Origin of the sequence: Aliisedimentitalea scapharcae (assembly GCF_045277565.1) — a bacterium.
GTDB lineage: Bacteria > Pseudomonadota > Alphaproteobacteria > Rhodobacterales > Rhodobacteraceae > Aliisedimentitalea > Aliisedimentitalea scapharcae.
The window spans coordinates 1,738,697-1,764,447 of record NZ_CP123584.1 but is presented as its reverse complement, the minus strand read 5'-3'; the positions used below and the strand labels follow the sequence as shown (position 1 = coordinate 1,764,447).

The 25,751-nt window shown below is 58.6% G+C and carries 25 protein-coding genes; 11 read left to right on the top strand and 14 right to left on the bottom strand.

Annotated features, from left to right (window positions below; genetic code table 11):
• Positions 1-71: 71 nt before the first annotated feature.
• Positions 72-992: a manganese-dependent inorganic pyrophosphatase gene (locus QEZ52_RS08250; RefSeq protein ID WP_406649347.1), complete on the top strand. Its 921-nt coding sequence runs from the start codon at positions 72-74 to the stop codon at positions 990-992.
• 69 nt (positions 993-1,061) lie between these two features.
• On the opposite strand, the gene QEZ52_RS08245 is transcribed toward QEZ52_RS08250, so the two are convergent.
• The gene (locus QEZ52_RS08245) at positions 1,062-1,871 is read right to left on the bottom strand and encodes a M48 family metallopeptidase (protein ID WP_406649344.1); all 810 of its coding nucleotides are present in this window, start codon (positions 1,869-1,871) and stop codon (positions 1,062-1,064) included.
• A gap of 52 nt (positions 1,872-1,923) precedes the next feature.
• The gene (locus QEZ52_RS08240; RefSeq protein ID WP_406649341.1) at positions 1,924-2,052 is read right to left on the bottom strand and encodes a hypothetical protein; all 129 of its coding nucleotides are present in this window, start codon (positions 2,050-2,052) and stop codon (positions 1,924-1,926) included.
• Here QEZ52_RS08240 and QEZ52_RS08235 point away from each other — a divergent pair.
• From QEZ52_RS08235 to QEZ52_RS08215, 5 genes are all read left to right on the top strand, one after another.
• The gene (locus QEZ52_RS08235; protein WP_406649338.1) at positions 2,051-2,926 is read left to right on the top strand and encodes a TIGR01459 family HAD-type hydrolase; all 876 of its coding nucleotides are present in this window, start codon (positions 2,051-2,053) and stop codon (positions 2,924-2,926) included. The two genes, QEZ52_RS08240 and QEZ52_RS08235, sit on opposite strands and share 2 nt — an antisense overlap.
• Before the next feature lie 102 nt (positions 2,927-3,028).
• Positions 3,029-3,472: a MaoC family dehydratase gene (locus QEZ52_RS08230; RefSeq protein ID WP_406649336.1), complete on the top strand. Its 444-nt coding sequence runs from the start codon at positions 3,029-3,031 to the stop codon at positions 3,470-3,472.
• Positions 3,473-3,661: 189 nt separating this feature from the next.
• Positions 3,662-4,594: a bifunctional riboflavin kinase/FMN adenylyltransferase gene (locus QEZ52_RS08225; RefSeq protein WP_406649334.1), complete on the top strand. Its 933-nt coding sequence runs from the start codon at positions 3,662-3,664 to the stop codon at positions 4,592-4,594.
• Complete coding sequence (locus QEZ52_RS08220) at positions 4,591-5,061, top strand: YcgN family cysteine cluster protein (protein WP_406649332.1); 471 nt, start codon at positions 4,591-4,593, stop codon at positions 5,059-5,061. The genes QEZ52_RS08225 and QEZ52_RS08220 overlap by 4 nt, the downstream gene beginning before the upstream one ends.
• Positions 5,061-6,098, top strand: a complete 1,038-nt coding sequence (locus tag QEZ52_RS08215) for a threonine aldolase family protein (RefSeq protein WP_406649330.1) — start codon at positions 5,061-5,063, stop codon at positions 6,096-6,098. Before QEZ52_RS08220 ends, QEZ52_RS08215 begins: the two co-directional genes overlap by 1 nt.
• 116 nt (positions 6,099-6,214) lie before the next feature.
• Here the strand turns inward: QEZ52_RS08215 and QEZ52_RS08210 are convergent, their stop codons facing one another.
• Positions 6,215-7,033 carry an alpha/beta fold hydrolase gene (locus QEZ52_RS08210; RefSeq protein ID WP_406649328.1) on the bottom strand — a complete coding sequence of 273 codons (819 nt, stop codon included), beginning with the start codon at positions 7,031-7,033 and terminating at the stop codon, positions 6,215-6,217.
• Positions 7,030-7,632 carry a 2-hydroxychromene-2-carboxylate isomerase gene (locus tag QEZ52_RS08205; RefSeq protein WP_406649326.1) on the bottom strand — a complete coding sequence of 201 codons (603 nt, stop codon included), beginning with the start codon at positions 7,630-7,632 and terminating at the stop codon, positions 7,030-7,032. Before QEZ52_RS08205 ends, QEZ52_RS08210 begins: the two co-directional genes overlap by 4 nt.
• 105 nt (positions 7,633-7,737) lie before the next feature.
• On the opposite strand from QEZ52_RS08205, the gene QEZ52_RS08200 reads away from it, so the two are divergent.
• Entirely contained in the window at positions 7,738-8,754 is a 1,017-nt protein-coding gene (locus QEZ52_RS08200) for a ribose-phosphate pyrophosphokinase (protein ID WP_406649324.1), read from the top strand.
• A gap of 536 nt (positions 8,755-9,290) precedes the next feature.
• Here the strand turns inward: QEZ52_RS08200 and QEZ52_RS08195 are convergent.
• The 7 genes from QEZ52_RS08195 to QEZ52_RS08165 form a co-directional block, all read right to left on the bottom strand.
• Positions 9,291-9,641, bottom strand: coding sequence for an H-type lectin domain-containing protein (locus QEZ52_RS08195; protein WP_406649323.1), 351 nt, complete (start codon positions 9,639-9,641; stop codon positions 9,291-9,293).
• A 115-nt stretch (positions 9,642-9,756) separates the two neighbouring features.
• Positions 9,757-10,164 carry a F0F1 ATP synthase subunit epsilon gene (locus tag QEZ52_RS08190; RefSeq protein WP_406649320.1) on the bottom strand — a complete coding sequence of 136 codons (408 nt, stop codon included), beginning with the start codon at positions 10,162-10,164 and terminating at the stop codon, positions 9,757-9,759.
• 11 nt (positions 10,165-10,175) lie between these two features.
• Positions 10,176-11,600 (bottom strand): FoF1 ATP synthase subunit beta, encoded by a 1,425-nt coding sequence (atpD, locus tag QEZ52_RS08185; protein WP_406649318.1) that lies wholly within the window; start codon positions 11,598-11,600, stop codon positions 10,176-10,178.
• Between the two features lie 20 nt (positions 11,601-11,620).
• Entirely contained in the window at positions 11,621-12,496 is an 876-nt protein-coding gene (locus QEZ52_RS08180) for a FoF1 ATP synthase subunit gamma (RefSeq protein ID WP_406649316.1), read from the bottom strand.
• A 14-nt stretch (positions 12,497-12,510) separates the two neighbouring features.
• Positions 12,511-14,049, bottom strand: coding sequence for a F0F1 ATP synthase subunit alpha (gene atpA / locus QEZ52_RS08175; protein WP_406649313.1), 1,539 nt, complete (start codon positions 14,047-14,049; stop codon positions 12,511-12,513).
• Complete coding sequence (locus QEZ52_RS08170) at positions 14,050-14,610, bottom strand: FoF1 ATP synthase subunit delta (RefSeq protein WP_406649310.1); 561 nt, start codon at positions 14,608-14,610, stop codon at positions 14,050-14,052.
• A gap of 604 nt (positions 14,611-15,214) precedes the next feature.
• Entirely contained in the window at positions 15,215-15,961 is a 747-nt protein-coding gene (locus QEZ52_RS08165; RefSeq protein WP_406649308.1) for a class I SAM-dependent methyltransferase, read from the bottom strand.
• A gap of 61 nt (positions 15,962-16,022) precedes the next feature.
• Here QEZ52_RS08165 and gloB point away from each other — a divergent pair, with 61 nt between their 5' ends.
• From gloB to QEZ52_RS08150, 3 genes are all read left to right on the top strand, one after another.
• Positions 16,023-16,790 (top strand): hydroxyacylglutathione hydrolase, encoded by a 768-nt coding sequence (gene gloB / locus QEZ52_RS08160; RefSeq protein ID WP_406650381.1) that lies wholly within the window; start codon positions 16,023-16,025, stop codon positions 16,788-16,790.
• A gap of 179 nt (positions 16,791-16,969) precedes the next feature.
• Positions 16,970-19,297, top strand: coding sequence for an ATP-dependent Clp protease ATP-binding subunit (clpA, locus tag QEZ52_RS08155; protein WP_406649306.1), 2,328 nt, complete (start codon positions 16,970-16,972; stop codon positions 19,295-19,297).
• A 95-nt stretch (positions 19,298-19,392) separates the two neighbouring features.
• Positions 19,393-20,280, top strand: coding sequence for a M23 family metallopeptidase (locus tag QEZ52_RS08150; RefSeq protein WP_406649304.1), 888 nt, complete (start codon positions 19,393-19,395; stop codon positions 20,278-20,280).
• A gap of 184 nt (positions 20,281-20,464) precedes the next feature.
• Here the strand turns inward: QEZ52_RS08150 and QEZ52_RS08145 are convergent, their stop codons facing one another.
• The 3 genes from QEZ52_RS08145 to QEZ52_RS08135 form a co-directional block, all read right to left on the bottom strand.
• Positions 20,465-22,861, bottom strand: coding sequence for a peptidoglycan -binding protein (locus QEZ52_RS08145; RefSeq protein WP_406649302.1), 2,397 nt, complete (start codon positions 22,859-22,861; stop codon positions 20,465-20,467).
• Positions 22,862-22,864: 3 nt separating this feature from the next.
• Positions 22,865-24,064: a biopolymer transporter ExbB gene (locus QEZ52_RS08140; RefSeq protein WP_406649299.1), complete on the bottom strand. Its 1,200-nt coding sequence runs from the start codon at positions 24,062-24,064 to the stop codon at positions 22,865-22,867.
• Positions 24,065-24,138: 74 nt separating this feature from the next.
• The gene (locus tag QEZ52_RS08135) at positions 24,139-24,681 is read right to left on the bottom strand and encodes a gamma-glutamylcyclotransferase (RefSeq protein ID WP_406649296.1); all 543 of its coding nucleotides are present in this window, start codon (positions 24,679-24,681) and stop codon (positions 24,139-24,141) included.
• 66 nt (positions 24,682-24,747) lie between these two features.
• On the opposite strand from QEZ52_RS08135, the gene QEZ52_RS08130 reads away from it, so the two are divergent.
• Positions 24,748-25,749, top strand: a complete 1,002-nt coding sequence (locus tag QEZ52_RS08130) for a DUF2125 domain-containing protein (RefSeq protein WP_406649294.1) — start codon at positions 24,748-24,750, stop codon at positions 25,747-25,749.
• Positions 25,750-25,751: the final 2 nt, after the last annotated feature.

Genomic DNA, 25,751 nt, shown 5'->3' with positions numbered 1-25,751 from the left:
AGCGTCTCTCCCCCGCATATAAGGCGCGCGAAACGCCCAGTTAACGCCCGTTATCGAGACAGGACATTCGCATGACTACCCAAGTTTTTGGCCACAAATCCCCCGACACCGATTCCACCGGCTCTCCCATCATCTGGTCCTGGTATCTGAACGAAGTGAAAGGTGTGCCCGCCGAACCCAAGCTTCTGGGTGAACCCAACACCGAAGCCGCCTTTATGCTCGAACGCTGGAACCTGGAAAAACCTGCAATCATCGACGATGTTGCGGATGATCAGGCGGTTGTCATTGTAGACACCAACAACCCCGCCGAGCTGCCTGCCAACATCAATGGTGCCGATATTCAGGCCATCATTGACCACCACAAGCTGGTCGGCGGCCTGGAAACCAAAGGTCCGATCGACATCACCATCCGCCCGTTGGCCTGCACCGCCACCATCATGTACGACCTGATGGGCGACGACGCCGCCAAGATGCCCGAAGCCGTCAAAGGCGCGGCGCTGACCTGTATCCTGTCCGACACTCTGGAATTCCGCTCGCCCACCACCACGGACCGCGACCGTGAAGTGGTCGCGGCGCTGGCCGCCGATCTTGGCATTGACGTCACTGCCTATGCAGCGGAAATGTTCGCTGCAAAATCGGACGTCTCGGCATTTTCGGATGCTGAACTGATCCGTATGGATTCCAAGGAATACGCCGTCGATGGCACCAAGTTCCGCGTTTCGGTCCTGGAGACCACCGCGCCCGACATCCCGCTGAACCGCAAGGACAGCCTGATGGAAACCTTCAAGACTGTCGCCGCCGAAGATGGCGTGGACGAGGTTCTGCTGTTTGTCGTGGACATCCTGAAAGAAGAGGCCACGCTGCTGGTGCCCAACGACGTGGTCAAAGGTGTCGCCGAAAAGAGTTTTGGTGCCACGGTTGATGGCAACGCAGTTGTTCTGCCAGGCATCATGAGCCGCAAAAAGCAGATCATTCCGAATCTCAAGGTCTGATCCGACCCATCATTAATGGAAAAGGCGCCCGTTATTGGGTGCCTTTTTGGTTTGGGGTAACGCCAGCGATCAATGCAACACCTTGCGCGTCGGATCTATGCCCGCCTGAATCTGCGCCAAGGTCGCCAGCACCATGGCAATACGTTCAACGTCCGGTGGGTGTGTCTCGAACAAGGCGGGGTGGGATTCGCCGCTGTTTTCAGCTTCTGCAGCCAACCGGGCAAAGATCTGGGCCCCTTTGATGGGGTCATATCCAGCCGCATAGGCGATCCGCGTGCCAAATGCGTCACCTTCGAGCTCGTATTTTCCGGAATAGGCCTGGCTGGCAATCTGCGCCCCAATGTTGCCACCGCCCAGAAGGTTGCCCAAAACTGTCCCGCTCATGATCTGTTGATATTGCTTTTGAATATGCCCCCCCAGCAGATGACCATATTCATGGGCCAGAACAAAGGCGGCCTCGTCATCATTTCTGGTCAGCTTCAAAAGCGCCTGCGTCACGACGATGGCCGGATAGACCTGCTGTGTTTCTTCATCCAGAATTGGAAACAAGGCCGCATTTGGCACATCGGTTTCTGTGTCGATACCAAGCAGAACGCCGCAAAAAATCTCGCCCTTGTCAGTTGCATCCAATTGACCCGCCAGTTCTTTGCAGGTGGCAATCGCCACCGGAGAAACCCGGGCTTCGACCCGGCGAAACCGGCTCTCGGCTTGTGCATCGGTTAACATCCGGGTCGGAGGAGCGGCCTGTGCCTGTGCATAAATTCTGGCTGCTCTGTCCAATTGGGCCGCATCAGGTCTGGGCAAGACATAAGACGGGCCACAGGCAACCAGACCCAATGCCAGCGCCAACCCCGGCACGATGCCAAACAATCGCTTCATCAATTCGTCCTACGTTCAATTGCCCGAATGAGCAGGGATAATCGCACCATAGTCAACCAGCAAAGGCACCCAGAACAGGTTGCATATGGTAGCGGCGGGAAAAACCCGCGACCACTGGCCAAAGCCGGTCGGGTTTGGCATAGCTGTGCACCACAAGTTCTCTTGCCCAAAGGCTCACCATGACCCAGATCATCACTTCCCTGTCCGAAGTTTCCACCCGCTACCGGGCATTGTTTGTCGATCTGTGGGGCTGTGTTCACAATGGGGTGCGCGCACATGAGGCAGCTGTGGCGGCGCTCAAGGCATATCGGGCGCAGGGCGGCATCGTGGTGCTGGTGACCAATTCTCCGAAGCCACGTGCAGGTGTGGCCACGCAATTGGCCAGCTTTGGTGTGCCCGAAGACGCCTATGACACCATTGCCACCAGCGGCGATTCCGCCCGGGCCGCAATGTACACCGGTGCAGTTGGCACCAAAGTGTTCTTCATGGGGGAATGGAAACGGGATGCAGGTTTCTTTGAGCCCTTGAACGTGATCGACACGCCCATCAACATTACGCGTGTGCCGCTGCAGGAAGCCGAAGGCATCGTCTGTTGTGGCCCATTTGATCCGATGGCAGACCCGGACGTGAATCGGGCCGATTTCCTTTATGCCAAACAGAAAGGCATGAAGCTGCTTTGTGCCAACCCGGATCTGGTCGTCGATCGCGGCGAAACCCGGGAATGGTGCGCCGGGGCGCTGGCACAGCTATACACCGACATGGGTGGCGAGAGCCTCTACTTTGGAAAACCCCACCCACCGATCTATGATCTGGCGCGTCGCCGGCTGATGGCCCTGGGTCAGGATGTGGCCGATGACGAGATCCTGGCCATCGGTGATGGCCCTTTGACGGACGTTGCTGGTGCCATTGGAGAGGGCATTGATTCCCTGTTTATCTCGGGGGGGCTTGCAGCCAGAGAGACAAAAACTTCGGTCCAGCCTGACGAAGATGCGCTAAACGCCTACCTGGAAACAGAAAAATTCGATCCGACCTACACAATAGGTCATCTTCATTGACATAATTAGAGCTTGATTTTCTGCACCTGCAAAGTAATAAAGTTGCCGAAGCGGGCGAAATGACGTCCGAAAATTTCAAGCCCGATCAGCCTGGAGGGTCGAATGTTGGATAACCTGCCGCGCGGAACCATCTGCATCGAAGACATCGAGATGGGAATGTCCCGCTATCTGCGCAAAATCGTCACCGATGAAGACATCGAAATGTTTGCCCAGGTTTCGACCGACCGCAATCCAGTGCATCTGGATGACGACTATGCGCGCGACACGATCTTTCAGGGACGGATTGCCCACGGGATGCTTACAGCTGGCCTGATCTCGGCGGTCATCGGTGAACAGCTGCCCGGACACGGCACGGTCTATATGGGCCAATCGCTGAAATTCCTGGCTCCTGTGCGCCCGGGCGATACGGTTTATGCCGAAGTCAAAGTCGTGGACATCGACATGGCAAAACGCCGGGTCAAGCTGGACTGCCATTGTTCCGTCGACGGCAAGAAGGTGCTCGCAGGCGAAGCCATGGTTCTGGCACCATCGCGCAAGTTCGACTGACGCGCCCCCCCTCTCCAAGCCGCTTCAAGGCGGCTTGGCCACGCGGTTTGAAGTCGCGAACCAAGGGCCTTGCAGGGCCCTTTTTTCTTGGCGTTTCGAACCGCCCTATCCCGGGTTCACCCGTCCCGCATTTCGCGGTCGAGAAAGTGCCTGCTTGAACCGGCCGCGCTCTGGCGCTACGGATGCCACATGCGTACGATCCGAGATTACCAATTCGTCGAACCCCAGGACCGCGGTGCCACCGTGGCCATTGGCAATTTTGACGGTGTGCACCTGGGTCACCAATCGGTGATTGACCTGGCGCGCAAAGCCGCCCCGGATGCGCCTTTGGGTGTGATGACCTTTGAACCGCACCCGCGCGCCTTCTTTGCCCCAACTGCCCCGCCCTTTCGTTTGATGCATGCCGAAACGCGCGCGAACCGGTTGGAAAAGCTGGGAGTGGAGCGGCTGTATGAGCTGAACTTCAACACGGCCCTGTCCAGCCTCACCCCCGAAGGATTCGCCCGCGACGTGATCGCAGATGGCCTGGGGCTGTCCCATGTGGTTGTTGGTGCCGATTTCTGTTTCGGCAAGGGGCGCAGTGGCAATGCCGAAGACCTGAAACGCTTTGGGAAAGAAATGGGGTTCGGTGTCACGATTGCTCCCTTGATGGAACAGTCGGAAAACACCGTTTCATCAACCGCAATCCGCACCGCGCTCAGCCAGGGCCACCCTCGGGACGCGGCCGCCATGCTGGGCCATTGGCACCGCATCGAAGGCGAAGTGATCGGCGGCGAACAGCGCGGACGCGAGCTCGGATTTCCGACAGCCAATATGTCCATCGACGGGCTGCACCAGCCCGCCTTTGGAGTCTATGCCGTGTTGGTTGACGTGCTGGATGGTCCGCATCAGGGCAGCTATCACGGGGCCGCCTCCATGGGGGTTCGCCCCATGTTTGACGGCGATCACCCCAATCTGGAAACCTTCCTGTTTGATTTCTCCGGCGACCTCTATGGATCGACCCTGTCCGTGGCCCTGGTCGACTTCCTTCGACCCGAGTTGCAATTCGACGGGTTGGATGCGCTGATCGCCCAGATGGATGCAGATTGTGCCAAGGCACGTGATATTCTGGGCACCTTATGAGCGATCCAATCGACCGTGGCGGGCTGACCCCGCATTTTTGGGAGCGCAAGCCGCTGAACAAGCTGAACCAGCAGGAATGGGAAGCTTTATGCGATGGCTGCGGCAAGTGTTGCCTGAACAAGCTGGAGGACGAGGACAGCGGCGAAGTGGCCCTGACCCGCGTTGCCTGCCGCCTGCTGGACGATGACAGCTGTCGCTGCGTTCAATATGATATTCGTCATCAATTCGTACCCGAATGCATCGTGTTGAAGCCGGATAATCTGGACACCCACGCCTATTGGATGCCCCAGACCTGTGCCTACCGCCTGCTGTGGCAAGGCGAGCCGTTGCCTGGCTGGCACCCTCTGATCACCGGCACATCCGACAGCGTCCACGAGGCCGGTGTTTCGGTGCGCGGCCTGACGGTTTCGGAATTCGAAACCCCCGAGGACGAGTGGGAAGATCATATCATCGAGGAGCCGATCTGATGTTTTTTGCCTCTGACAATTCCGGCCCGGTTCACGGCCAGGTTCTGGATCTTTTGACCCAGGCCAATCAAGGCTTTGCCATGGCTTACGGTGCCGATGATCTGATGGACGAAGTGCGCGCACGTCTTCGGGACCTGTTCGAGGCCCCCGAGGCCGCTGTCTACCTGGTTGCGACCGGCACCGCCGCAAACTCTCTGGCGTTGGCAACGCTGAGCCAGCCCTGGCAAACTGTATTTTGTACCCGCGTTGCCCATATCCACGAAGATGAATGCAATGCCCCCGAGTTCTATTCGGGCGGGGCCAAGCTGACGCTGGTGGGCGACGGCGACAGGATGACACCGGCAGACCTGCGCAGTGCCATCGAGGCCGAAGAGACCAGAGGCGTGCACGGTCCGCAACGCGGACCTGTATCGATCACCCAGGTCACCGAACGTGGCACGATTTACTCGCTGGACCAACTGAATGCCGTCACCAAAATTGCCCAGGACCACGGGCTGCCTGTCCACATGGATGGGGCGCGTTTTGCCAATGCGCTGGTGGCGCTAGGCTGCAGCCCGGCTGAGATGACCTGGAAGGCTGGCGTGGATGCAGTCTCCTTTGGTGGAACCAAAAATGGGTGTATGGGCGTCGAGGCGGTGATCTTCTTTGATCCCAAACACGCCTGGGAATTTGAACTGCGCCGCAAAAGGGGCGCTCATCTGTTTTCAAAGCACCGGTTCTTGTCCGCCCAAATGGCCGCCTACCTCAAAGACGACCTATGGCTGACATGTGCCCAGGCGGCCAATGCAAAATGCGCCCGTCTGGTGGATGGTTTGCGCACGGCGGGTGCCGAATTCCTGCATGAATCGCAGGCCAACATGGTGTTTGCCGCGCTGCCCCGTTCGACCCACGAACGCCTGTTCGCAGCCGGGGCACAATACCATCTCTGGGGTGCAAACCTGGAGGGAGACAATTCCGAGGAGATGCTCACGGCCCGGTTTGTCTGCGATTGGTCGATCAGCGAAACCGATATCGACCGGTTTCTACGCTTGCTGTAATTCTGACTAAAAAGGCGACGCTGCCCCTCCCGCCGGTGCCATCTCCGTCGGGATATATCGGCGCGCGTCAGCCCCCTGCATGGACAGTCAGCTGATCACCTCGGACCCACAAGGCATCAAGCTGACCGCTTCAGCAGGTCATGGACAAAGCGCGCGGTTTCACGGGGATTGGTGATTGGCAACATGTGACCCGCCCCCTCGACAACGGCAGATCTGGCATTGGGCAGACGTCTGCACAGGCCCTCGTTGATGACGTCGATCACCGGATGGGTCAGGCTCCCCCTGAGCAGCTGGACTGGCGCTGTAACACGCTCCAAAACGCCCGGTTTGAGCACCCCTGCCAAATCCAGATAGATTGAATCACGGCTGGCACCGACCACATGTATCCCGCGGATCATCGCGTCGCGTGTGCTCTGGGGCAAGTCGGGCCACCGCGGCGCATCCCCCGTGCTCCACATCCTGTTGAACAGGCGCGCCCCCAGCGCTTCGTCCCCATTGGTCAGAGCCGTGGTAAAGGGTTCCGCGTCCTTTTCGTGCTGTTGAACGCAGATCGGATCATCTGCGATCGCCACAGCAAAAAACACAGGTTCGATCAACGTCAGGCTGCGCACCCGCTCTGGATGCAACACAGCCAGACACAATGCCACGGTTGCCCCAAAGGAATGACCGATCAAATCCATTTTCTGGTCAAAGAACGGCAGGCAGGCCGCAACCATGCGGTCCTGATAGGTCCCTTCGCGGTCCCAATCCGGACTGCGGCCGTGGGACAGAAAGTCGGGCGTGGTCAACGTGAGCTCGTCACCGAGCTCGCTGGCCAGTCCCCGCCAGGTTCCTGAATGGGCAATGGTACAATGCAGCGCCAGCGCCTGCCGTGGCCCCTGCCCAAAGGAACGCACAAAAAGCGGTTGCGGGACCGCGGCGTCCCTATCTTTCATGCGCCAGTCCGGGCCAAATGCCACGCCAGATCATCCAATCTGTCCTGACCCCAGAAATGGGCCCCATCAGACGTTACGTAAAATGGTGCGCCGAACACGCCGCGTTCGACAGCCTCTTCGAGATTGGCGGCATAGGTTTCGGCTCCTGCCAGCAGGCCACTATCGGCCAGACCCGGATCAAACCCAGCTCCACTCAGGCAGTCCTTGATCACATCATCCTGGGCGATATCCTTTTCCTCGGCCCAGCAAGCACGTGAAATCGCCTGCAACAACGCCCCCAGATTGCCCCCCCCGGTAGATTGAGCCGCAATCAGCGCATAGGATGACGGTGCGGCATTTGTCGGCCAGAACATCGGCTTCACATTCAGCGGCATTTCGGCGCGGGCCGCCTGACGGATCAGATCTTCGGTGCGATAGGATTGACGATTCGGATGCCGATCTTTGGGCGCTGTGCCCCCGGTACGCGAGAACAACCCCATGATATCCAGAGGCTTATAGGTAACTTTGGCCCCGTGACGGGCGGCCATCTCCTCCAACCGGTTGCCAGCAAGGTAGGTATAGGGGGACAGCGTGGAAAAGTAGAAATCGACATCGGCCATGTGTGTTTTCCTCGGGTTGGAACTAGGCGAGACGGTAAGCCCATGCTAAGCGATGTCAACATCACGAATCTGTCACATAGTCATTGCTGCCGGGGATCTCAGCCTATGCCGACGCTCAACGAACCCAAGCTGATTGCTGGGAACGCCAACCTTCCACTTGCCGAAGCCATTGCCCGCCGCATGAGCCTTCATCGCGGCGTTGACCAAGGACTGGTCGACGCGCGTGTCGAACGCTTTAACGACGGCGAAATCTTTGTCGAAGTTTATGAAAATGTCCGGGGCGAGGACATGTTCATAATCCAGCCGACATCGAATCCGGCCAATGACAATCTCATGGAGCTGCTGATCATCGCCGACGCGCTGCGCCGATCGTCAGCGTCGCGGATCACCGCAGTGATCCCCTATTTCGGCTATGCCCGTCAGGACCGCCGCACCAAGGCACGGACACCGATTTCGGCCAAGCTGGTTGCCAACATGCTGACCGGTGCCGGTATCGAACGGATCCTGACCATGGATCTGCATGCGGCCCAGATCCAGGGGTTCTTTGATATTCCGGTGGACAACCTTTATGCCAGCCCGATCTTTGCGCTGGACGTACAGGCCCAGTTCAAAGACCAGATGAACGACATCATGGTTGTATCGCCTGACGTTGGCGGTGTGGCCCGTGCCCGTGAATTGGCCAAGCGGATCAATGCTCCGCTGTCGATTGTGGACAAACGTCGCGAAAAACCCGGCGAGATCGCGGAAATGACCGTGATCGGGGATGTCACCGACAAGATCTGTCTGATCGTTGATGACATGTGCGACACGGCGGGCACCCTGTGCAAGGCGGCCCAGGTGCTGTTGGACAATGGTGCCAAGGAAGTCCACGCCTATATCACCCATGGTGTCATGAGCGGCCCTGCAGTCGAACGGGTGTCCAATTCGGTGATGAAATCGCTGGTGCTGACGGATTCGATCCAACCCACTGACGAAGTGCGAAGCTGTCCCAATATCCGGATCGTACCGACCGCACCGATCTTTACCCAGGCTATTCTGAACATCTGGCATGGGACTTCGGTATCCTCTTTGTTCGAAGACAAGACCCTGACGCCCATTTATGAGGCCCTGTACAACCGCTGAAGAGGCCGTTCAGGTGTATGATCATTGGCTCCGACCCAAACATGGTTCGGAGCCTTTTTTGTCCGCTCACGGCGCTGCATTGATTGTCCATCGGCAGCAGAGAGTCCGATGGACCTGTTCAGCCTCTCACAGCGCCTGTCAGAGCCCCGAGAGGGACCACCAGCCATAAACCACCTGAACGCGGCGGTTATCGCAGGTATCTGGCGATCTGCGGCACGGGGATTCTGGGGCTGGCGACACGCCACACGCCCAAGGCGGGCCCAAACAGGGATCATCTGATCCCGTTCAGCGCCCGACGCCCGGATCGCCGGGTCAGGCGCGCAACGCCGACCCTGCAAGGACACAGCCTAACAGATCCCCCGCTTTGACCGAGCCAGCCATCCATCAAAACGCACAACGTCCATTTGCTGAACTGTCATAGTGACGCCGGAAAGGACATACCTGCCAAAAATCTTGTCATGCGAACCGCCAACCGCTCCTGTAGGAGTTCGGGTCGTGGCAGAATTCGCAAAAGGCAGCACGTCACCGGTAGATGTTCAATACACATCCCAATCATCGGAAAAGGGAAGTTCGCCAATAGCAATCCATGAACAGCGCAGCCGTGCCACCCGGCTGTCATGCCAGGTTCGGAACACGATTTCGAATCCGGTTTCAGTAATGTTCTGGGCCACCAATTCGGCCCGAATGGCTGCTTCCGTATCCATGTCCCATAGCGAAATTGCGACCTGTACTGCAGGCGGCGTGGCGAATTTCTCATCAAACTTAATTGATTTCACCCGCTCGCGCGGACCACTGCCGGTCCACATTGGACCATTGTCTACATAGTCGGCAAAAACTTCGACATCGCCCTGGGCAATACCAGTACGCGGATTGCGCAATCTCTTCATACTCAGTCCTCTTATACCCAGCTATTGCGGAAAATCGCCAAAAATCAATGTACAAAATGCGAAAAGACCCCGCTGTTGCAGCGGGGTCCTGTCTTTTTTCAACACCGTCGGACGATCAGGTTTTGGCCTGAAGCCCCAACTCGGCGGCCATGGCCGCGATGTCGGTGACCTGTTTGGCCAACGCATCCAGCATTTCGGGCGTCGCGTTGTCGCGGGCGTTCACGGCGTCGGTGACAAAGCTGTCCAGGATATCCTGGGTCACTTCGGCAACCGGCAAAGCACGTTCGGCCAGAACCGACAGGCTTTCCCCGATTTCCGCAAATCCACCAGTAACGGCGTATTTTTCGGTTCCCTGGGCACCTTCCACAGTCAGAATACCTGGACGCAGAGTGGTGATCAGCGGCGCGTGATTGGGCATCGCTGTCAGGTCACCATCGGCACCCGGGATCTGGACCGCGGTCACCTGAAGCGAAGCAAGGCTCCGCTCCGGGCTGACCAGGTCGAATTGCATGGTATCAGCCATAAGGGCCCTCCTTAGGCCGCTTCAGCAGCCATTTTTTCGGCTTTTGCGATCACTTCGTCGATGCCGCCAACCATGTAGAAGGCTGCTTCGGGAAGGTGATCGTATTCGCCAGCCACAACGGCCTTGAACGACGCGATGGTGTCTTCCAGAGGAACCTGTTTGCCGTCTGCGCCGGTAAAGACCTTTGCAACGTCAAATGGCTGGCTCAGGAAGCGTTCGATCTTACGCGCACGGGCAACGGCCAGTTTGTCTTCTTCCGACAGTTCGTCCATGCCCAGAATGGCGATGATGTCCTGCAGGGATTTGTAACGCTGCAGGATCTGCTGAACGTCGGTTGCAACGGTATAGTGTTCGTCACCGATGACCAGCGGGTCCAGAAGACGCGATGTCGAACCCAGCGGATCCACGGCAGGGTAGATACCCTTTTCCGAAATCGCACGGTCCAGAACGGTTGTCGCATCGAGGTGCGCAAACGATGTCGCAGGTGCAGGGTCGGTCAAGTCATCCGCAGGAACATACACGGCCTGAACCGATGTAATCGAACCGTTTTTGGTCGACGAAATCCGTTCCTGCATGGCACCCATGTCGGTGGCCAGTGTCGGCTGATAGCCCACAGCCGAAGGAATACGACCCAGCAGGGCCGAAACTTCGGAACCGGCCTGAGTGAAGCGGAAGATGTTGTCCACAAAGAACAGAACGTCCGAACCGGTGTCATCACGGAACTGTTCCGCCAGGGTCAGACCCGACAGAGCAACACGCATACGGGCACCCGGAGGTTCGTTCATCTGACCGTAAACCAGGGAAATTTTCGATTCCGACAGGTTATCGGGAACGATAACACCGGATTCGATCATCTCGTGGTACAGGTCGTTCCCTTCACGGGTCCGCTCACCAACACCCGCGAACACGGACACGCCCGAGTGCACTTTTGCGATGTTGTTGATCAGTTCCATGATCAGAACGGTTTTACCAACGCCGGCACCGCCGAACAGACCAATTTTACCACCCTTGGTGTAGGGGGCCAGCAGGTCGATGACCTTGATGCCGGTGGTCAGGATTTCGGTTGCGGTCGACTGGTCGGCAAACGAAGGTGCTTCGCCGTGGATGGCGCGGCTACCCGTGCTTTCGACTGGACCCTTTTCATCAACCGGCTCGCCGATGACGTTCAGGATGCGGCCCAGAGTACCGGTCCCGACAGGCACCGAGATCGGAGCGCCGGTGTCGGTCACAACGGCGCCACGCACCAGACCTTCGGTCGCATCCATCGCGATGGTACGGACTGTGTTTTCGCCCAGGTGCTGAGCAACTTCCAGCACCAGGTTCTTACCATTGTTGGTTGTGTTCAGAGCGTTCAGAATTTCCGGCAGGGAATCTTCGAACTGAACGTCTACAACGGCGCCAATCACCTGGGTGATTTTGCCTTTTGCATTAGCCATGTTTCGTCTCCGGTTGTCTTTTAGAGCGCCTCAGCGCCCGAAATGATTTCAATCAGCTCGTTGGTGATGACGGCCTGACGCGAACGGTTGTATTCGATTGTCAGCTTGTCGATCATCTCGCCCGCATTGCGGGTCGCATTGTCCATCGCGCTCATCCGGGCACCCTGTTCGGATGCGCCATTTTCCAGCAGGGCGGAAAAGATCTGGGTCGCGACACCACGAGGCAGCAGATCGGCCAGAATGGCCTCTTCGCTGGGCTCGTAATCGTAGACCGATCCGCCTTCCACGCCTTCCGAAGCGTCAAACGACGCCGGAATGATCTGCTTCGCTGTGGGCACCTGGGTCACAACGTTGACGAATTCCGCATAGAAAATCGTTGCAACGTCGAATTCACCGGCATCAAAGCGGTTCAGAACGTCCCGCGCGATGTCCTGCGCATTGGCATAACCCAAGCGCTTGACTTCGGAGAGATCCACGTGGCCGACATAGGCGTCACCCAAATCGCGTTTCAGACTGTCACGGCCTTTTTTACCGACAGTCAGAACTTTGACTGTCTTGCCCGCAGCGCGCAGCGCTTCGGCCTTTTGGCGTGCCAGTTTGGCGATGTTGGCGTTGAAGCCGCCGCAAAGGCCGCGCTCGGAGGTCATGACGACCAGCAGTTGAACCTGATCGCTCCCGGTGCCGCGAAGCAACAGGGGCGCAGAGTCGCTGCCGCCGACCGAAGCGGCCAGCCCCGCCATGACGGCATTGAACCGTTTGGCATAGGGGCGTGCCTCTTCTGCAGACTCTTGGGCGCGACGCAGTTTTGCGGCCGCGACCATCTGCATGGCCTTGGTGATCTTGCGGGTCGATTTGACCGACTCGATCCTGTTTTTAAGGTCCTTAAGACTCGGCATTGCCTAGTCCCCCCTTAAGCGAAATTAGCGGCGAATTCGTCCAGCGCAGCTTTGATCTTATCCTCGGCGTCGCCTTTGATCTTGGGATCTTCATTGGTGATGAAGTCCAGCAGATCCTGATGCTTGCCACGCAGATGCGCCAGCAGGCCAGCCTCGTAACGGCCAACTGCCTTGACGTCGATCTTGTCCAGATACCCTTTGGTACCGGCAAAAATCACGCAGACGATTTCAGCGTTGGTCAGCGGCGAATACTGAGGCTGTTTCATCAGTTCGGTCAGACGGGCACCCCGGTTCAGCAACTGCTGAGTGGAGGCATCCAGGTCGGAGCCGAACTGAGCAAAGGCCGCCATTTCGCGGTACTGAGCCAGTTCCAGTTTCACCGGGCCGGCAACCGATTTCATCGCGTTTGTCTGAGCCGACGAGCCCACACGCGAAACCGACAGACCGGTGTTCACAGCAGGGCGGATACCCTGGTAGAACAATTCGGTTTCCAGGAAGATCTGACCGTCGGTGATCGAAATCACGTTGGTTGGAATAAACGCCGAAACGTCACCACCCTGGGTTTCAATGATCGGCAGAGCAGTCAACGAGCCATTGCCGCTGTCGTCACCCAGTTTTGCGGACCGTTCCAGCAGGCGGGAGTGGAGATAGAAAACGTCACCAGGATAGGCTTCACGTCCGGGCGGACGACGCAGCAACAAGGACATCTGACGATAGGACACGGCCTGTTTGGACAGGTCATCATAGATGATCAGCGCGTGGCGGCCATTGTCACGGAAGAATTCGGCCATCGCTGTTGCCGAATAGGGGGCCAGGAACTGCATCGGAGCCGGGTCGGACGCGGTCGCGGCCACAACGATGGAATATTCCATCGCACCGGTTTCTTCCAGCTTCTTCACCAGCTGAGCAACTGTCGAACGCTTCTGACCGATCGCGACATAAACGCAATACAGTTTCTTGCCTTCATCGTCGCCAGCGGCTTCGTTGTAGGACTTCTGGTTCAGGATCGCGTCCAGAGCAACGGCGGTCTTACCGGTCTGACGGTCCCCGATGATCAATTCCCGCTGGCCACGGCCGATTGGGATCATGGCGTCAACCGACTTCAGACCGGTTGCCATCGGTTCGTGAACCGATTTACGCGGGATAATGCCCGGCGCTTTGACGTCTGCAACACCACGCTCCGAAGATTCGATGGGGCCTTTGCCGTCCAGGGGGTTGCCCAGGCCGTCAACAACGCGACCCAGCAGACCGTTGCCGACTGGCACGTCCACGATCGAGTTGGTGCGTTTGACCGTGTCACCTTCTTTGATGTCGCGGTCAGATCCGAAGATAACCACACCCACGTTGTCGTTTTCCAGGTTCAGGGCCATGCCCATGATGCCACCCGGGAATTCGACCATTTCACCGGCCTGAACATTGTCGAGACCGTACACGCGGGCGATACCGTCGCCGACGCTCAGCACGCGACCGATTTCGGCCACTTCTGCTTCCTGACCAAAGTTCTTGATCTGGTCTTTCAGGATTGCAGAAATCTCTGCAGCTTGGATACCCATTTATCCGACCTCTTTCATTGCATTCTGGAGGGAGTTGAGCTTGGAGCGGATCGAGCTATCGATCATCTTCGAGCCCACCTTAACGACAAGACCGCCAATGATGGATTCATCGACGGTCGCATTGATGGTGACAGTCTTGCCAACACGCTCGGCCAATGTTTTGGCCAGCTTGTCGGCTTGGGTCTTGGTCAGGGCCTTCGCCGACGTCACTTCGGCGACCACTTCACCACGTTCCTCGGCCAGCATGTCGCCAAGGACGGCAATAAGCTGAGGAACAACAAACAGACGGCGTTTTTGCGCCATCAGAGCCAGCGATTGCTGCATCACGGGTGCCAGGCTCATCTTATTGGCAATAGCCGAGATGGAGGCCTGCTGCTCGTCGCGCGAAATCAGCGGAGAGGTGATCAGGGACCGCAGGTCTGCGCTGTCAGCCAAAGCAGTGCCCAAGTCGGCAATGCTGGTTTCAAGACCATCAAGGTTCTTGTTCTCTTTGGCGATCTCAAAGATCGCAGTGGCATAGCGCTTGGCAATGCCTGCGGAAATCGAAGCTGGTTCGGACACGTCCACCCTTCCGATATTTGGCCCCGGTTGGCGCCAATACGGCGTGTCCGGGGGCGTGAGTCAGCCCCGCCATTGCGGCAGGGCGTTAAAATCAGCGTGGATGTAGCAGTTCGGGACCCCGCTATCAACTGTCTATAGCGTTAACAGGTAATCAATGAAATTGATTGATTTCAGTATCTTAACTCAACTGCGACCGTTTGCACCTGATTGGGCAGTTGAAAAATGTTACCAAATTGCAGGTTTTGGCGATTCCTCGCTCTGGATTCTGGGTGAAATTTGGTCTCGAATGTCGAAACCGACAGATTGGGGTCGGACTTCGTCACAGTTGGTATCGGACACCATTGGAACCCGGAAACTCGGGGTGCCACCCCGGTCTCTTTTCGCTTTGCGAAAGGCGTCAGGACACAGACCAGTCTGACCAAACGGCATTCAGTCGCCACAAAAGTTGTTTTCAATCTGCACCGACGACCGGCGGCTGAGGCCCTGGGAAAATGTTGAAACCTGGGTCAGAGAAAACAGGCGTCTCGCCCGGCCATCGCGCAAAACATCGGGGCGGCCTGACACTCTGGTTCTGGCAGCCTCCCTTCCGGCGGCAGTGTCCGGGTCAGATCGGCTTGGGAACGGGGTTGGACAACCCCTCGAGAATTCGGATCCGGGCGCGGGCCTTGTCCTTGGTGACCAGCCCACCTGTCGGGTTTACCCGTTTGGACACCTCGATCAGAAAGACGCCGCCCGCCAGCATAGCAGGCAGATACCGACCTGTTCTTTCAAACAGCGGCCCGGCCTTGAGCCAGCTGCGTCTGGCCGACGGCAGCTGATACAACGTTGCCGCGTGACGTTCGATAGTAAAGTGATGGTCACGCAGCTGAGCTTCGACCTGACCCAATGTATACGGTCGCCCATACCCAAACGGCGTCTTGTCCGACCGTGACCACAAACCGGCCCGGTTCGGCACCACGAATATCGCCCGCCCGCCCGGCCCCAGCGCCCGCCAGCATTCGTCCAGCAACCGGGCTGGCCGATCCGAGGTCTCCAGCCCATGCATGACCACCAGCCGATCCACATGTCCGGTTTCCACGGGCCACAGGGTCTCTTCGCACAGCACGGAAACATTGGGCATCCCCGCAGGCCATTGCATCACACCCTGTGGGGCAGGCATCAGCGCGATGACCCGACGTGCTTCCGCCAGATACGGGCGTAACAATGGCGCGGCAAAGCCGAACCCCGCGACCGTCTGCCCCTGAGCAGTCGGCCACATCCGCAGCAGCCGACCCCGAATAGAAGCCTGCGCAGCGCGGCCCAGCGTGCTACGATAATAAAAATTCCTCAGGTCCTGCACATCAAGATGCATTGCGGGTGCCTGCTCCTTGGGCCAAGCTGGGGGCAGTTTAGCAATGATGAGCCGAATGACCATGCCCCTTGAGATCCTGACGATCCCCTGCCTGAGCGATAATTATGCATTTCTGGCCCATGATGCCAGTACTGGCGACACCGCTCTTATTGATGCGCCCGAAGCGGGACCAATCCTGACCGCCCTGGCCGACCGGGGCTGGACCCTCAGCCACGTGCTGTTGACCCACCACCACTGGGACCACATCGACGCATTGCCCGAGATCCTGGCGGCCCACCCCGCCCAAGTCGTTGGAGCGGATGCAGATGCACACCGCCTGCCACCTTTGGATCTGGCCGTGGTCGAAGGCGACAGCTTTTCCATCGGTGGAGAAACGGTGCAGGTTCTGGATGTTTCGGGCCATACCATTGGCCATCTCGCCTTTTACATGCCTGCCAGCAAAGCCGTGTTTACGGCCGATAGCCTGATGGCGCTGGGATGCGGGCGCCTGTTCGAAGGCACGCCGCGGCAAATGTGGCAGTCGCTGTCAAAGCTGGCCGCCCTGCCCGACGACACAATTGTCTATTCCGGGCATGAATACACCGAAGCCAACGCCCGGTTTGCCGAAACCATCGAACCCGGCAACCCTGACTTGCAGTCCCGTATCGTCGCTATCGCCCGGGCCCGCGCCGTAGGCGAGGCAACAGTGCCATCGACGCTGGCGCTGGAAAAAGCGACAAACCCGTTCCTACGTGCGCAGTCACAAGAAATTCAACAGGTATTGAACCTGCAAGGTGCTGATTTGGAAGATGTTTTTACAGAAGTGCGCAAGCGCAAGGACATCTTTTGATCACCCTCGACGCTTGCAACATTGTTTCCCTCACAACAAATGTGTGGGAAAAATGAAAGAAAAGCCTTGAAGCCAGGCGTCGATCAACCAAACTCTAACACTATGAGGTCATGGTTGGTTCCGGGGGGAACCGACACGCGCGAATCCCCCGGCCGACCCAATACGGAAGGAGCATGCACGTGCCTTCATTCTCGAGCACACTGGAACAGGCCATTCACGCCGCGCTGGCGCTGGCGAATGAGCGACGCCATGAATTTGCAACGCTGGAACATCTGCTTTTGGCCCTGCTGGACGAACCCGATGCCGCGCGCGTCATGCGGGCCTGTTCGGTCGATTTGACCGAATTGCGATCGAACTTACTCGATTTCGTCAACGAAGAGCTGGCCAATCTGGTCACCGACATTGACGGATCCGAAGCCGTGCCCACCGCTGCCTTTCAGCGGGTGATCCAACGCGCTGCGATCCACGTCCAAAGTTCGGGTCGCACAGAGGTCACCGGAGCAAATGTATTGGTGGCGATCTTTGCCGAACGCGAAAGCGATGCCGCCTATTTGCTGCAGGATCAGGAAATGACGCGGTATGACGCGGTCAACTTTATTGCCCATGGCGTGGCAAAGGATCCCGCATTTGGCGAGGCGCGACCTGTGTCCGGTGCCGAAGATCAGGAAGACGAAATGCAGGCCACACCCGTACAGGAGGGCGAGGCCAAGGAAAGCGCGTTGTCGAAATATTGCGTCGACTTGAACGCCAAATCGCGCGAGGGCGATATTGACCCGCTGATCGGCCGGGACGAAGAGGTCGAACGCTGCATTCAGGTGCTGTGCCGTCGGCGCAAGAATAACCCGCTGCTGGTGGGCGACCCGGGTGTCGGCAAGACCGCTATCGCCGAAGGGCTGGCACGCAAGATCGTTGCCGGGGAAATTCCCACCGTTCTGTCGGAAACCACGATCTATTCGCTCGACATGGGGGCACTGCTGGCAGGCACCCGCTATCGCGGTGATTTCGAAGAGCGGCTGAAGGCGGTCGTGACCGAATTGGAAGACCACCCGGACGCAGTGCTGTTCATCGACGAAATTCACACCGTGATCGGAGCCGGGGCGACGTCGGGCGGCGCCATGGACGCGTCAAATCTGCTGAAGCCTGCTTTGCAGGGCGGCAAGCTGCGCACAATGGGGTCGACCACCTACAAGGAGTTCCGCCAGCACTTTGAAAAGGACCGCGCCCTGGCACGACGCTTCCAGAAAATCGACGTCAACGAACCCTCGGTCGAGGATAGCGTCAAGATCTTGCGCGGCCTGAAACCCTATTTCGAAGAGCATCACGGCATCAAATTCACCTCGGACGCGATCAAGACCGCGGTCGAATTGGCCGCGCGCTATATCAATGACCGAAAACTGCCCGACAAGGCGATTGATGTCATCGACGAGGCCGGTGCTGCTCAGCATCTGGTCCCCGAAAGCAAGCGACGCAAGACCATCGGGGTCAAGGAAATCGAATCCGTCGTGGCCAAGATTGCCCGCATCCCGCCGAAAAACGTCTCCAAGGACGATGCTGAGGTGCTCAAGGACCTGGAGCGCTCGCTGAAACGTGTGGTATTTGGCCAGGATGACGCGATTGGTGCACTTTCCAGTGCCATCAAGCTTGCCCGCGCGGGCCTGCGAGAGCCGGAAAAACCCATTGGGAACTATCTGTTCGCCGGGCCGACAGGCGTGGGCAAAACAGAGGTCGCCAAACAGCTGGCAGACATTCTGGGCGTGGAAATGCTGCGCTTTGATATGTCGGAATACATGGAGAAACATGCTGTCTCCCGCCTGATCGGTGCCCCTCCTGGCTATGTCGGGTTTGACCAGGGCGGGATGCTGACCGATGGCGTCGATCAGCACCCCCATTGCGTGCTTTTGCTTGACGAGATCGAAAAGGCGCACCCGGATGTCTACAATATCCTGTTGCAGGTGATGGATCATGGGGAACTGACGGACCACAACGGCCGCACTGTCAGCTTCCGTAACGTGGTACTGATCATGACCTCGAATGCCGGGGCCAGCGAACAGGCCAAGGCCGCCATCGGGTTCGGCCGCGACCGACGCGAGGGCGAAGATACGGCAGCCATCGAACGCACCTTTACCCCTGAGTTCCGAAATCGTCTGGACGCCGTGATCAGCTTTGCGCCACTGCCCAAGGATGTGATCCTCCAGGTGGTCGAGAAGTTCGTTCTTCAGTTGGAGGCGCAGCTTCTGGATCGCAATGTGTCGATCGAACTGACCCGACCGGCTGCAGAATGGATTGCCGACAAAGGGTATGACGACAAGATGGGTGCGCGACCGCTCAGCCGTGTCATCCAGGAGCATATCAAAAAGCCGCTCGCCGAAGAGTTGCTGTTTGGCAAGCTGGCAAAAGGTGGGCTGGTCAAGGTCGCGGTCAAGGACGGCAAGCTGGATCTCAGCATCGAAGGTCCGGAAAGTCCTCGGATCTCGGGGGACAAGCCACCGCTTCTGACTGCTGATTGATGCGTCTGGTTGTTTCACTGTGTAGTTTGCTTCTGTCGCTCGCAGCCCCCGTGGCCGCGAGCGATTTTCGTCTCGACCAACCGATAGAATGCACATTGGATGACGATTGCTATATCCAGCAATTCGTCGATCATGACCCCGGTCCCGGTGCCATGGACTTCAGCTGTGGCACACTCAGCTATGACGGTCATACAGGGACAGATTATGCCCTGCCCTATCTGACGGACATGACGCGCGGCGTGACCATAGTCGCCGCGGCACCCGGCGTCGTCCGTGCCCTGCGCGACGGTATGCCGGATCAAATCGTGAATGCCGCCAACCGCCATCTGGTCAAGGATAAAGGGTGCGGCAATGGGGTCGCCCTTGTGCATGCTGACGGCTGGGAAACCCAATACTGCCATCTCAAACGCGGCTCGATCCTGGTCGAACAGGGCCAGCAGGTTACCGCAGGCACGGCGCTGGGACAGGTCGGATTGTCCGGCAACACCCAGTTTCCGCACCTGGAACTTGTGGTGCGCCGTAATGGCAAGATTGTGGACCCCTTTGCCCCCGCATCCCCGTCGACCCGGTCAGACACCGGCTGTTCGCTGTCAGGTCCCCACCTGTGGAAGGACCTCCCCCACTATACACCAGGCGGCCTGATCGGCGCAGGGTTCGCCAATAAACTTCCCACCTATGACGACATCAAATCCGGACGCGCAAATCAGATCACTCTCACAGAAACCGATGACGCGCTGGTGCTGTGGGGATATGCTTATGGAGGTCAAGCCGGAGATGTATTACGACTGACCATCGATGGGCCAGACGGACCATTTGCCAGCCATGTGGCACAGCTGGAAAAATCAAAGGCTCAGTTCTTTCGCGCCACAGGCAAGCGCCGCAGGGTCGATGTCTGGCCCACCGGGCGCTACCTCGGATCGGTCACCATGACACGCAACGGAACCCTGATTGACCGAACAGAGGTTACCCTGACCCTGCCCTAAAGGTCTTGCGCCCCACCCGAATCCAGGTTGGACGCACACCCCTCCCGATTTGCACAGACCCAACCACCTGCGCCCGCCGCGTTTGGCCAGACGTCAGGCTGGCCAAACGCGGCCCGGCCCAACGGGTTTGGATGCATGTCAATGCAGACCAACCTGGCGGGAGCCCCCCGGCCAGCCTTCGCAGCTATTTTTCGGTCAGCTTCAATTCGATCCGGCGGTTCTGAGCCCGCGCCTGTGCGGTGTCCGACCGGTTGATCGGTTGATATTCCCCAAAACCGTTGGCCGACAGACGTTCGGGCGGAATGCCCAGCCATTCGACCATGAACCGGACCACCGAAAGCGCGCGACCCTGGCTCAGCTCCCAATTGTCCGCAAATTTTGCATGCCCCACCAGCGGCGTATTGTCTGTGTGCCCATCCACGCGGATCACCCAATCAATACCTTCTGGAATCTCATCTGCAACGCCGCGCAGAATACCCGCGATTTTGGCAATCTCGACTTCGCCCTCCACGGACAGCTCGGCCCCGCCCGGTGGGAACAGCACTTCGGACGAGAACACAAACCGGTCCCCCTGAATGCGAACCCCTTCCTGGTTGCCCAACACCTCACGCAACCGCCCAAAAAACTCTGAACGATAGCGCTCCAGATCCTTCTTTTCTTCGGCCAATGCCTTGGCTTCGGCCTCCAGGGCCAATGCCTCCGCCTCCAGCCGTTTGCGATCCGCCTCTTCCAGAATCCGCCGCTTGCGTTCTTCGGATGCAGCCCGGGCCAAAGCGGTATTCAGATCCTGCCCCAATGTCTGCAACTGCACACGCGCCGAAACATCCCGTTCCTTGTAGTCATCCAGAAGGGCCTGCAAGCTGCCCAACTGAGACCTCAGCGCAGCGACCTGCTGATTCAACAGCGCTGTCTGGCGCTGTGCTTCTGACGCGATTTCCTGTTCCTCAGCCAATGCCGCCCGCGCTTGGGCCAGCAAAACAGCCCGCTGTTCGGCCAGGCTCAAATTTCCGGTTGCCGCGGTTTCGGCTGTCTCCTGCGCCGCAAGCGCGGCGGCCAGCCGAGATTGCAACACGTCGTTTTCTGATGCTGCGGCCTGGGCACGTTCCAGCGAATCCAATGCGGCCAGCAACCGTTCTTCGACGCTGGCCCGATCTGCCGCCGTGGCGCTGGCCGAATTGCGCACATTTTCCAGCTCGGATTTTGTCGCAGCCAATTCCGCACCCAACCGTGACCGGGTGGCGTCGGCTTCGGCCTGAACAGCGGCCAACCGATCCCGCAACGCGCGTTCGGCGGCGTCAGCCTCGGCCAGGGCACCGGCCAGTTCGGCTTCCAACGACGCCCGCGCGGCGGCATGATCCGCCTGAACCTGCGCCAACCGTTCTTCGTATTGGGATTGGGTCTGAACTGTTACGGCCTGTTGCCGTGCCAGCTCCGCCTTTAACGCATCACGGGTTTGCGCTGCATCTGCACGCGCCGCGGTTAGTTGCGCGGACAGGTCATCGCGGGTTTGAGTGGCATCCCTGCGCACCCGATTAAGCTCGACCTCCAACGCTGAGATCTTCTGGGCGGTTTCCGACTGGCGGGTTTCCATCTGAGACAGAACCCGGGTCAGCCGTTCGGCCAACTCATCGCGGTCCGACAATTGTGCCTGCGCTGCGTCGATCTGAGACAACAGGTCGGACAACCGCGCGTGCAACGCGTCTTCTGCCGCCTTGGAGGCTGCCAGGAGGGTCAGTGTATCTTCGGCCTCTTGCCGTTGCGCTTCGAGCGCGAGAGTCATGGCTGTCAGCTCGGCATCCGCATTTGTCAGCTTGTCTCGCAACGCCTCGGCTGCGGCAGCTTCAGCCAGGCGCGCCGCCTGTTCGGTCGTCAGATCTTCCTGCAAGGCCTCCAGTCGGGCCTGGCGTTCGGACAATTGGCTTTCCTGTGTCTCGCTCTGGTTTTGCAGATCCGCAATCAACGCCTCCATTGCCTCTCGCTTGGCCGCTGCCAGGCGGGCCTGTTCAACCTGCACGTCGATTTCTGATCGGCTTTGTGCCAGAGCCAGATTCAGTGAATCGCGTTCACCTTCCAACGCGGAACGAGCGGTTTCGAGATCTTCGCGCTGTTGCTGCAATGCCGCGATGCTGTCGCGTGCGGTAGTTTGATCAGCCAAAAGCACCGCCACCTGGGCTTCAAAATCGGTGATCTGGCTGCGCGCTGTTTCCAAAGCCTCGGCCTGGCGATCCCGTTCTCCGGTCAAGGCCGCGATCAGTGTGCTCTGATCCTGCAATTGGCTCCGGGCCTGATCCAGGTCGCTTTGTGTCGTGTTCAACGTCGTGTTCAGCGCGCCCAGCCGGGCCTCCAGCTGATTGCTCTCGCGTTCTTCCAACCCCAGCGCGCTGGCCAATGCGCTGACCTCGGCGGACAGTTCGTCCAATTCGCTTTCCTGTCCGGTAATGGTCTCCTGCAGCACGAACTGAACCACCATAAAGATGGTCAGTACGAACATCAGGACCAGCAACAGACCGGTCATCGCATCCACGAACCCGGGCCAAATCGACCCCTGGAACCTTTGCCCGGTGCGTCGTGACAGCGCCATGGGTTACAATCCGCTGCTGTCTGGATCGGGCGGTGTCTGGGATTGTCGTCCTCGGCCACGTGGCACCGACATCGCCTTGACCAAAAGATCTATATCCTTGCGCAATTCGGCCAGGCTCTCTTGGCGACCGGCCGAAATCTCTTCCAGAATGCGCAGCATCTGGACATCGATTGACCGCAGACGCATCCTGCTTTCGGCATCCAACCCTTCGTTCTGGGGCTGGTTGCGCAGCAATTCGATCAGCCGTTCCTGACCCACGGCGACCCGCTCCAGACCCAGCTGTACCCCTTCGTTCTGTTCCTGACGTTCATTCATACGTCCAATGGATTCGACCAGATCGGTCAACCGATGGTTCACGGCATCCCGCCCTTCGGCGGATTGAACGAACATGTGACGCAGGGCATCCATCTGTTCGGTCATGTGATCCAAAACTTCGGTCACGACTCCAGACTCGCCTGCGCCTTCCTCGCCCGAGGAAAATGACACCCGGGTAATCGAACTCAGCCATTCTTCAAGCTCGCGATAGAACCGGTTCTGACCATGTCCGGCAAACAGCTCGAGCAACCCCAGCAACAATGACCCGGCAAGCCCCAGCAACGACGATGCAAACGCAACGCCCATGCCGCCCAACTGGGCCTCCAACCCGGTCATCAGCCGGTTGAACACCGCCAACCCACCTTCGCCCTCCTGGGGGGCCAGGCTGCGAATGGTATCAACCACCGCCGGAACAGTGGTGGCCAAACCATAGAAGGTGCCCAGCAGACCCAGAAAGATGAGAAGGTTGACGATATACCGCGTGATTTCACGCTCTTCATCAATCCGGGTGGCAACGGAATCCAGGATCGAACGGGTCGAAGTGGAATTCAGCTGCATCCGCGCCCCGCGCGATCTGAGCAGCGACGCAAGAGGTGCCAGCAATTGCGGTGGCAGATTGGAGTGGTCGGTTACCCCGCTGGCAAAGCGTTCGATCCACCGCACCGACACCATCAGTTGGCGAACCTGCCAGAAACAGGCCAGCAAGCCGATGACAAACACCAGGACGATGAACCCGTTCAACCACAGGTTGGCTTCAAAAACCGGAAGCACGCTCGGCAGTGCGAGAAAGGCCCCGCCCCCGGCCAGCCCAAAGGAGATCGTCATCAGGACAACCTGACGGATCGGTTGCGTGAACTGGGGCCTGGTTTTTTGGTCTGGCTGCGCCATGCGCTCAGCTCCTGACGCTGTAACTGCTCTTTGAGGCCAGAGGTTACCCGCATTAACCTCAAAGAGCCAAGAGTTTATGCCGTATTTACAGAGGTAAGCGCCCGGACCCGTGCCATCAGCCAATCCAGATCCGGATCGCTCAACCCGATCTCGGCCAGATGCTCGGCCGTGTTATACAGGTATTCCGTATTGGGTCCACGCCCGCCAACAGCCGTAGCAATGATATGCGCCTGTTCTTCCAATGGCATTCCGCCACAGTATTGTTCGTGACGCGGGTCAATCACATAGGTAACCGCAGTAACCACGTTGCCATTGTCCAGTTGCACGCCCAAATCGCGTTCAACATAGGCTGACGAAATCAGCTCCCGTTCGCGCAGGTCTGCGAGGGTCTGTTCCTCGTGCCCGGCGGCAACCGCCAGGGCCAATCCTTTGCAATGGGCATCGGCCACTTCGTCGAGCGCCAAAACCAGACCCGGGTCAGTTTCAGTACCGCGATGATGGATCGACGTCATGCAAAATGACCGCGCAAACCCATGCAGCCGCGCCACTTCGCGCCGCGCCACCGGAAAGCCGGGGTTCCACAAAAGCGACCCATATCCAAATACCCACATCGTCATCTTGCTGGTCCTTCTAGGTTTCGCCCTATAAACAGCAAAAAACCTTTGGGCAAAAGGGGCGCGAGCATGATCCGACTGGGAAAACTTTGTGTTGCGATGGCCATCCTGTGGTCACTCTATTGGGTTGCGGCCGGATATGGGCTGCGTGGCGGCCTTCAAGGTTGGTTCACAACCCAGGAAAACAAGGGATGGCAGGCTGAATATGCCGAGATGTCAGGCCATGGGTATCCGCTGCGCCATGTCACCCGGATCGAACATCCGGTGTTGGCGGACCCGGTGACCGGCGTTGCCTGGCGGGCGGATTGGCTCAGCCTGGACAGCCCGGCGATCTGGCCCGGACGCCAAACGATGCGATTTGCACAAACGCCCCAGCTGCTCAGCTATTTTGACCAGACGGTGACTATTTTGGCCCAGGACATGATGGCGCAATTGTCTCTGGCGCCGGGGCTGGCCCTGGAGTTGGAAGATCTGGCTTTGACATCAGATGACTGGTCCATTCGTCAGGAGCAATCCACGGTCACTGCGGCCCAGACGCTGCATTTGCAGATGCAACAACTGGACCCCCCACAGGATTACGCCATTGACCTGACGGCCCAGGGGTTCCAACCCGGAACCAAGATCCGAACTCTGATGGGGTCGGACAACCGGTTGCCTGATCGGTTCGATGCGTTGACCTTGCAGGCGACGATCACGTTTGACCGCCCATGGGACCGTACCGCTCTGGAGACCGCACGCCCCCAACCCCGCGCGATTTCCCTGAAACAGATTGACGCCCATTGGGGCGTATTGCGCATCCGCGCAACCGGTGAACTGCAGGTGGATGATCAGGGTGTGCCAACCGGCGCGATCATGCTGAAGGCCGAAAATTGGCGGGATATGCTGCGGATGGCGGAAACCGCAGGTGCGCTGCCTGCGCGGGCCGTTGAACCCGCCGAACGCGTGCTGGGCATGATGGCCGGGCTGGGTGGCAACCCAAATACGCTGGATGTGCAGCTGAATTTTCGCGACGGATATGTCGCGCTGGGGCCACTGCCGTTGGGACCTGCACCACGTCTGATCCTGCGCTGATC

Bases quoted from the DNA above. Each gene is read 5' to 3' on its own strand.
- QEZ52_RS08215 (WP_406649330.1), top strand. From the start codon at position 5,061: ATGTTTTTTGCCTCTGACAATTCCGGCCCGGTTCACGGCCAGGTTCTG.
- atpA (WP_406649313.1), bottom strand. From the start codon at position 14,049: ATGGGTATCCAAGCTGCAGAGATTTCTGCAATCCTGAAAGACCAGATC.
- atpD (WP_406649318.1), bottom strand. From the start codon at position 11,600: ATGGCTAATGCAAAAGGCAAAATCACCCAGGTGATTGGCGCCGTTGTA.
- QEZ52_RS08235 (WP_406649338.1), top strand. From the start codon at position 2,051: ATGACCCAGATCATCACTTCCCTGTCCGAAGTTTCCACCCGCTACCGG.
- QEZ52_RS08195 (WP_406649323.1), bottom strand. From the start codon at position 9,641: ATGAAGAGATTGCGCAATCCGCGTACTGGTATTGCCCAGGGCGATGTC.
- QEZ52_RS08225 (WP_406649334.1), top strand. From the start codon at position 3,662: ATGCGTACGATCCGAGATTACCAATTCGTCGAACCCCAGGACCGCGGT.
- QEZ52_RS08165 (WP_406649308.1), bottom strand. From the start codon at position 15,961: ATGCATCTTGATGTGCAGGACCTGAGGAATTTTTATTATCGTAGCACG.
- QEZ52_RS08130 (WP_406649294.1), top strand. From the start codon at position 24,748: ATGATCCGACTGGGAAAACTTTGTGTTGCGATGGCCATCCTGTGGTCA.
- QEZ52_RS08200 (WP_406649324.1), top strand. From the start codon at position 7,738: ATGCCGACGCTCAACGAACCCAAGCTGATTGCTGGGAACGCCAACCTT.
- QEZ52_RS08135 (WP_406649296.1), bottom strand. From the start codon at position 24,681: ATGACGATGTGGGTATTTGGATATGGGTCGCTTTTGTGGAACCCCGGC.
- QEZ52_RS08245 (WP_406649344.1), bottom strand. From the start codon at position 1,871: ATGAAGCGATTGTTTGGCATCGTGCCGGGGTTGGCGCTGGCATTGGGT.
- QEZ52_RS08205 (WP_406649326.1), bottom strand. From the start codon at position 7,632: ATGGCCGATGTCGATTTCTACTTTTCCACGCTGTCCCCCTATACCTAC.
- QEZ52_RS08240 (WP_406649341.1), bottom strand. From the start codon at position 2,052: ATGGTGAGCCTTTGGGCAAGAGAACTTGTGGTGCACAGCTATGCCAAA.
- QEZ52_RS08210 (WP_406649328.1), bottom strand. From the start codon at position 7,033: ATGAAAGATAGGGACGCCGCGGTCCCGCAACCGCTTTTTGTGCGTTCC.
- QEZ52_RS08190 (WP_406649320.1), bottom strand. From the start codon at position 10,164: ATGGCTGATACCATGCAATTCGACCTGGTCAGCCCGGAGCGGAGCCTT.
- QEZ52_RS08145 (WP_406649302.1), bottom strand. From the start codon at position 22,861: ATGGCGCTGTCACGACGCACCGGGCAAAGGTTCCAGGGGTCGATTTGG.
- QEZ52_RS08250 (WP_406649347.1), top strand. From the start codon at position 72: ATGACTACCCAAGTTTTTGGCCACAAATCCCCCGACACCGATTCCACC.
- gloB (WP_406650381.1), top strand. From the start codon at position 16,023: ATGCCCCTTGAGATCCTGACGATCCCCTGCCTGAGCGATAATTATGCA.
- QEZ52_RS08180 (WP_406649316.1), bottom strand. From the start codon at position 12,496: ATGCCGAGTCTTAAGGACCTTAAAAACAGGATCGAGTCGGTCAAATCG.
- QEZ52_RS08140 (WP_406649299.1), bottom strand. From the start codon at position 24,064: ATGGCGCAGCCAGACCAAAAAACCAGGCCCCAGTTCACGCAACCGATC.
- QEZ52_RS08230 (WP_406649336.1), top strand. From the start codon at position 3,029: ATGTTGGATAACCTGCCGCGCGGAACCATCTGCATCGAAGACATCGAG.
- QEZ52_RS08220 (WP_406649332.1), top strand. From the start codon at position 4,591: ATGAGCGATCCAATCGACCGTGGCGGGCTGACCCCGCATTTTTGGGAG.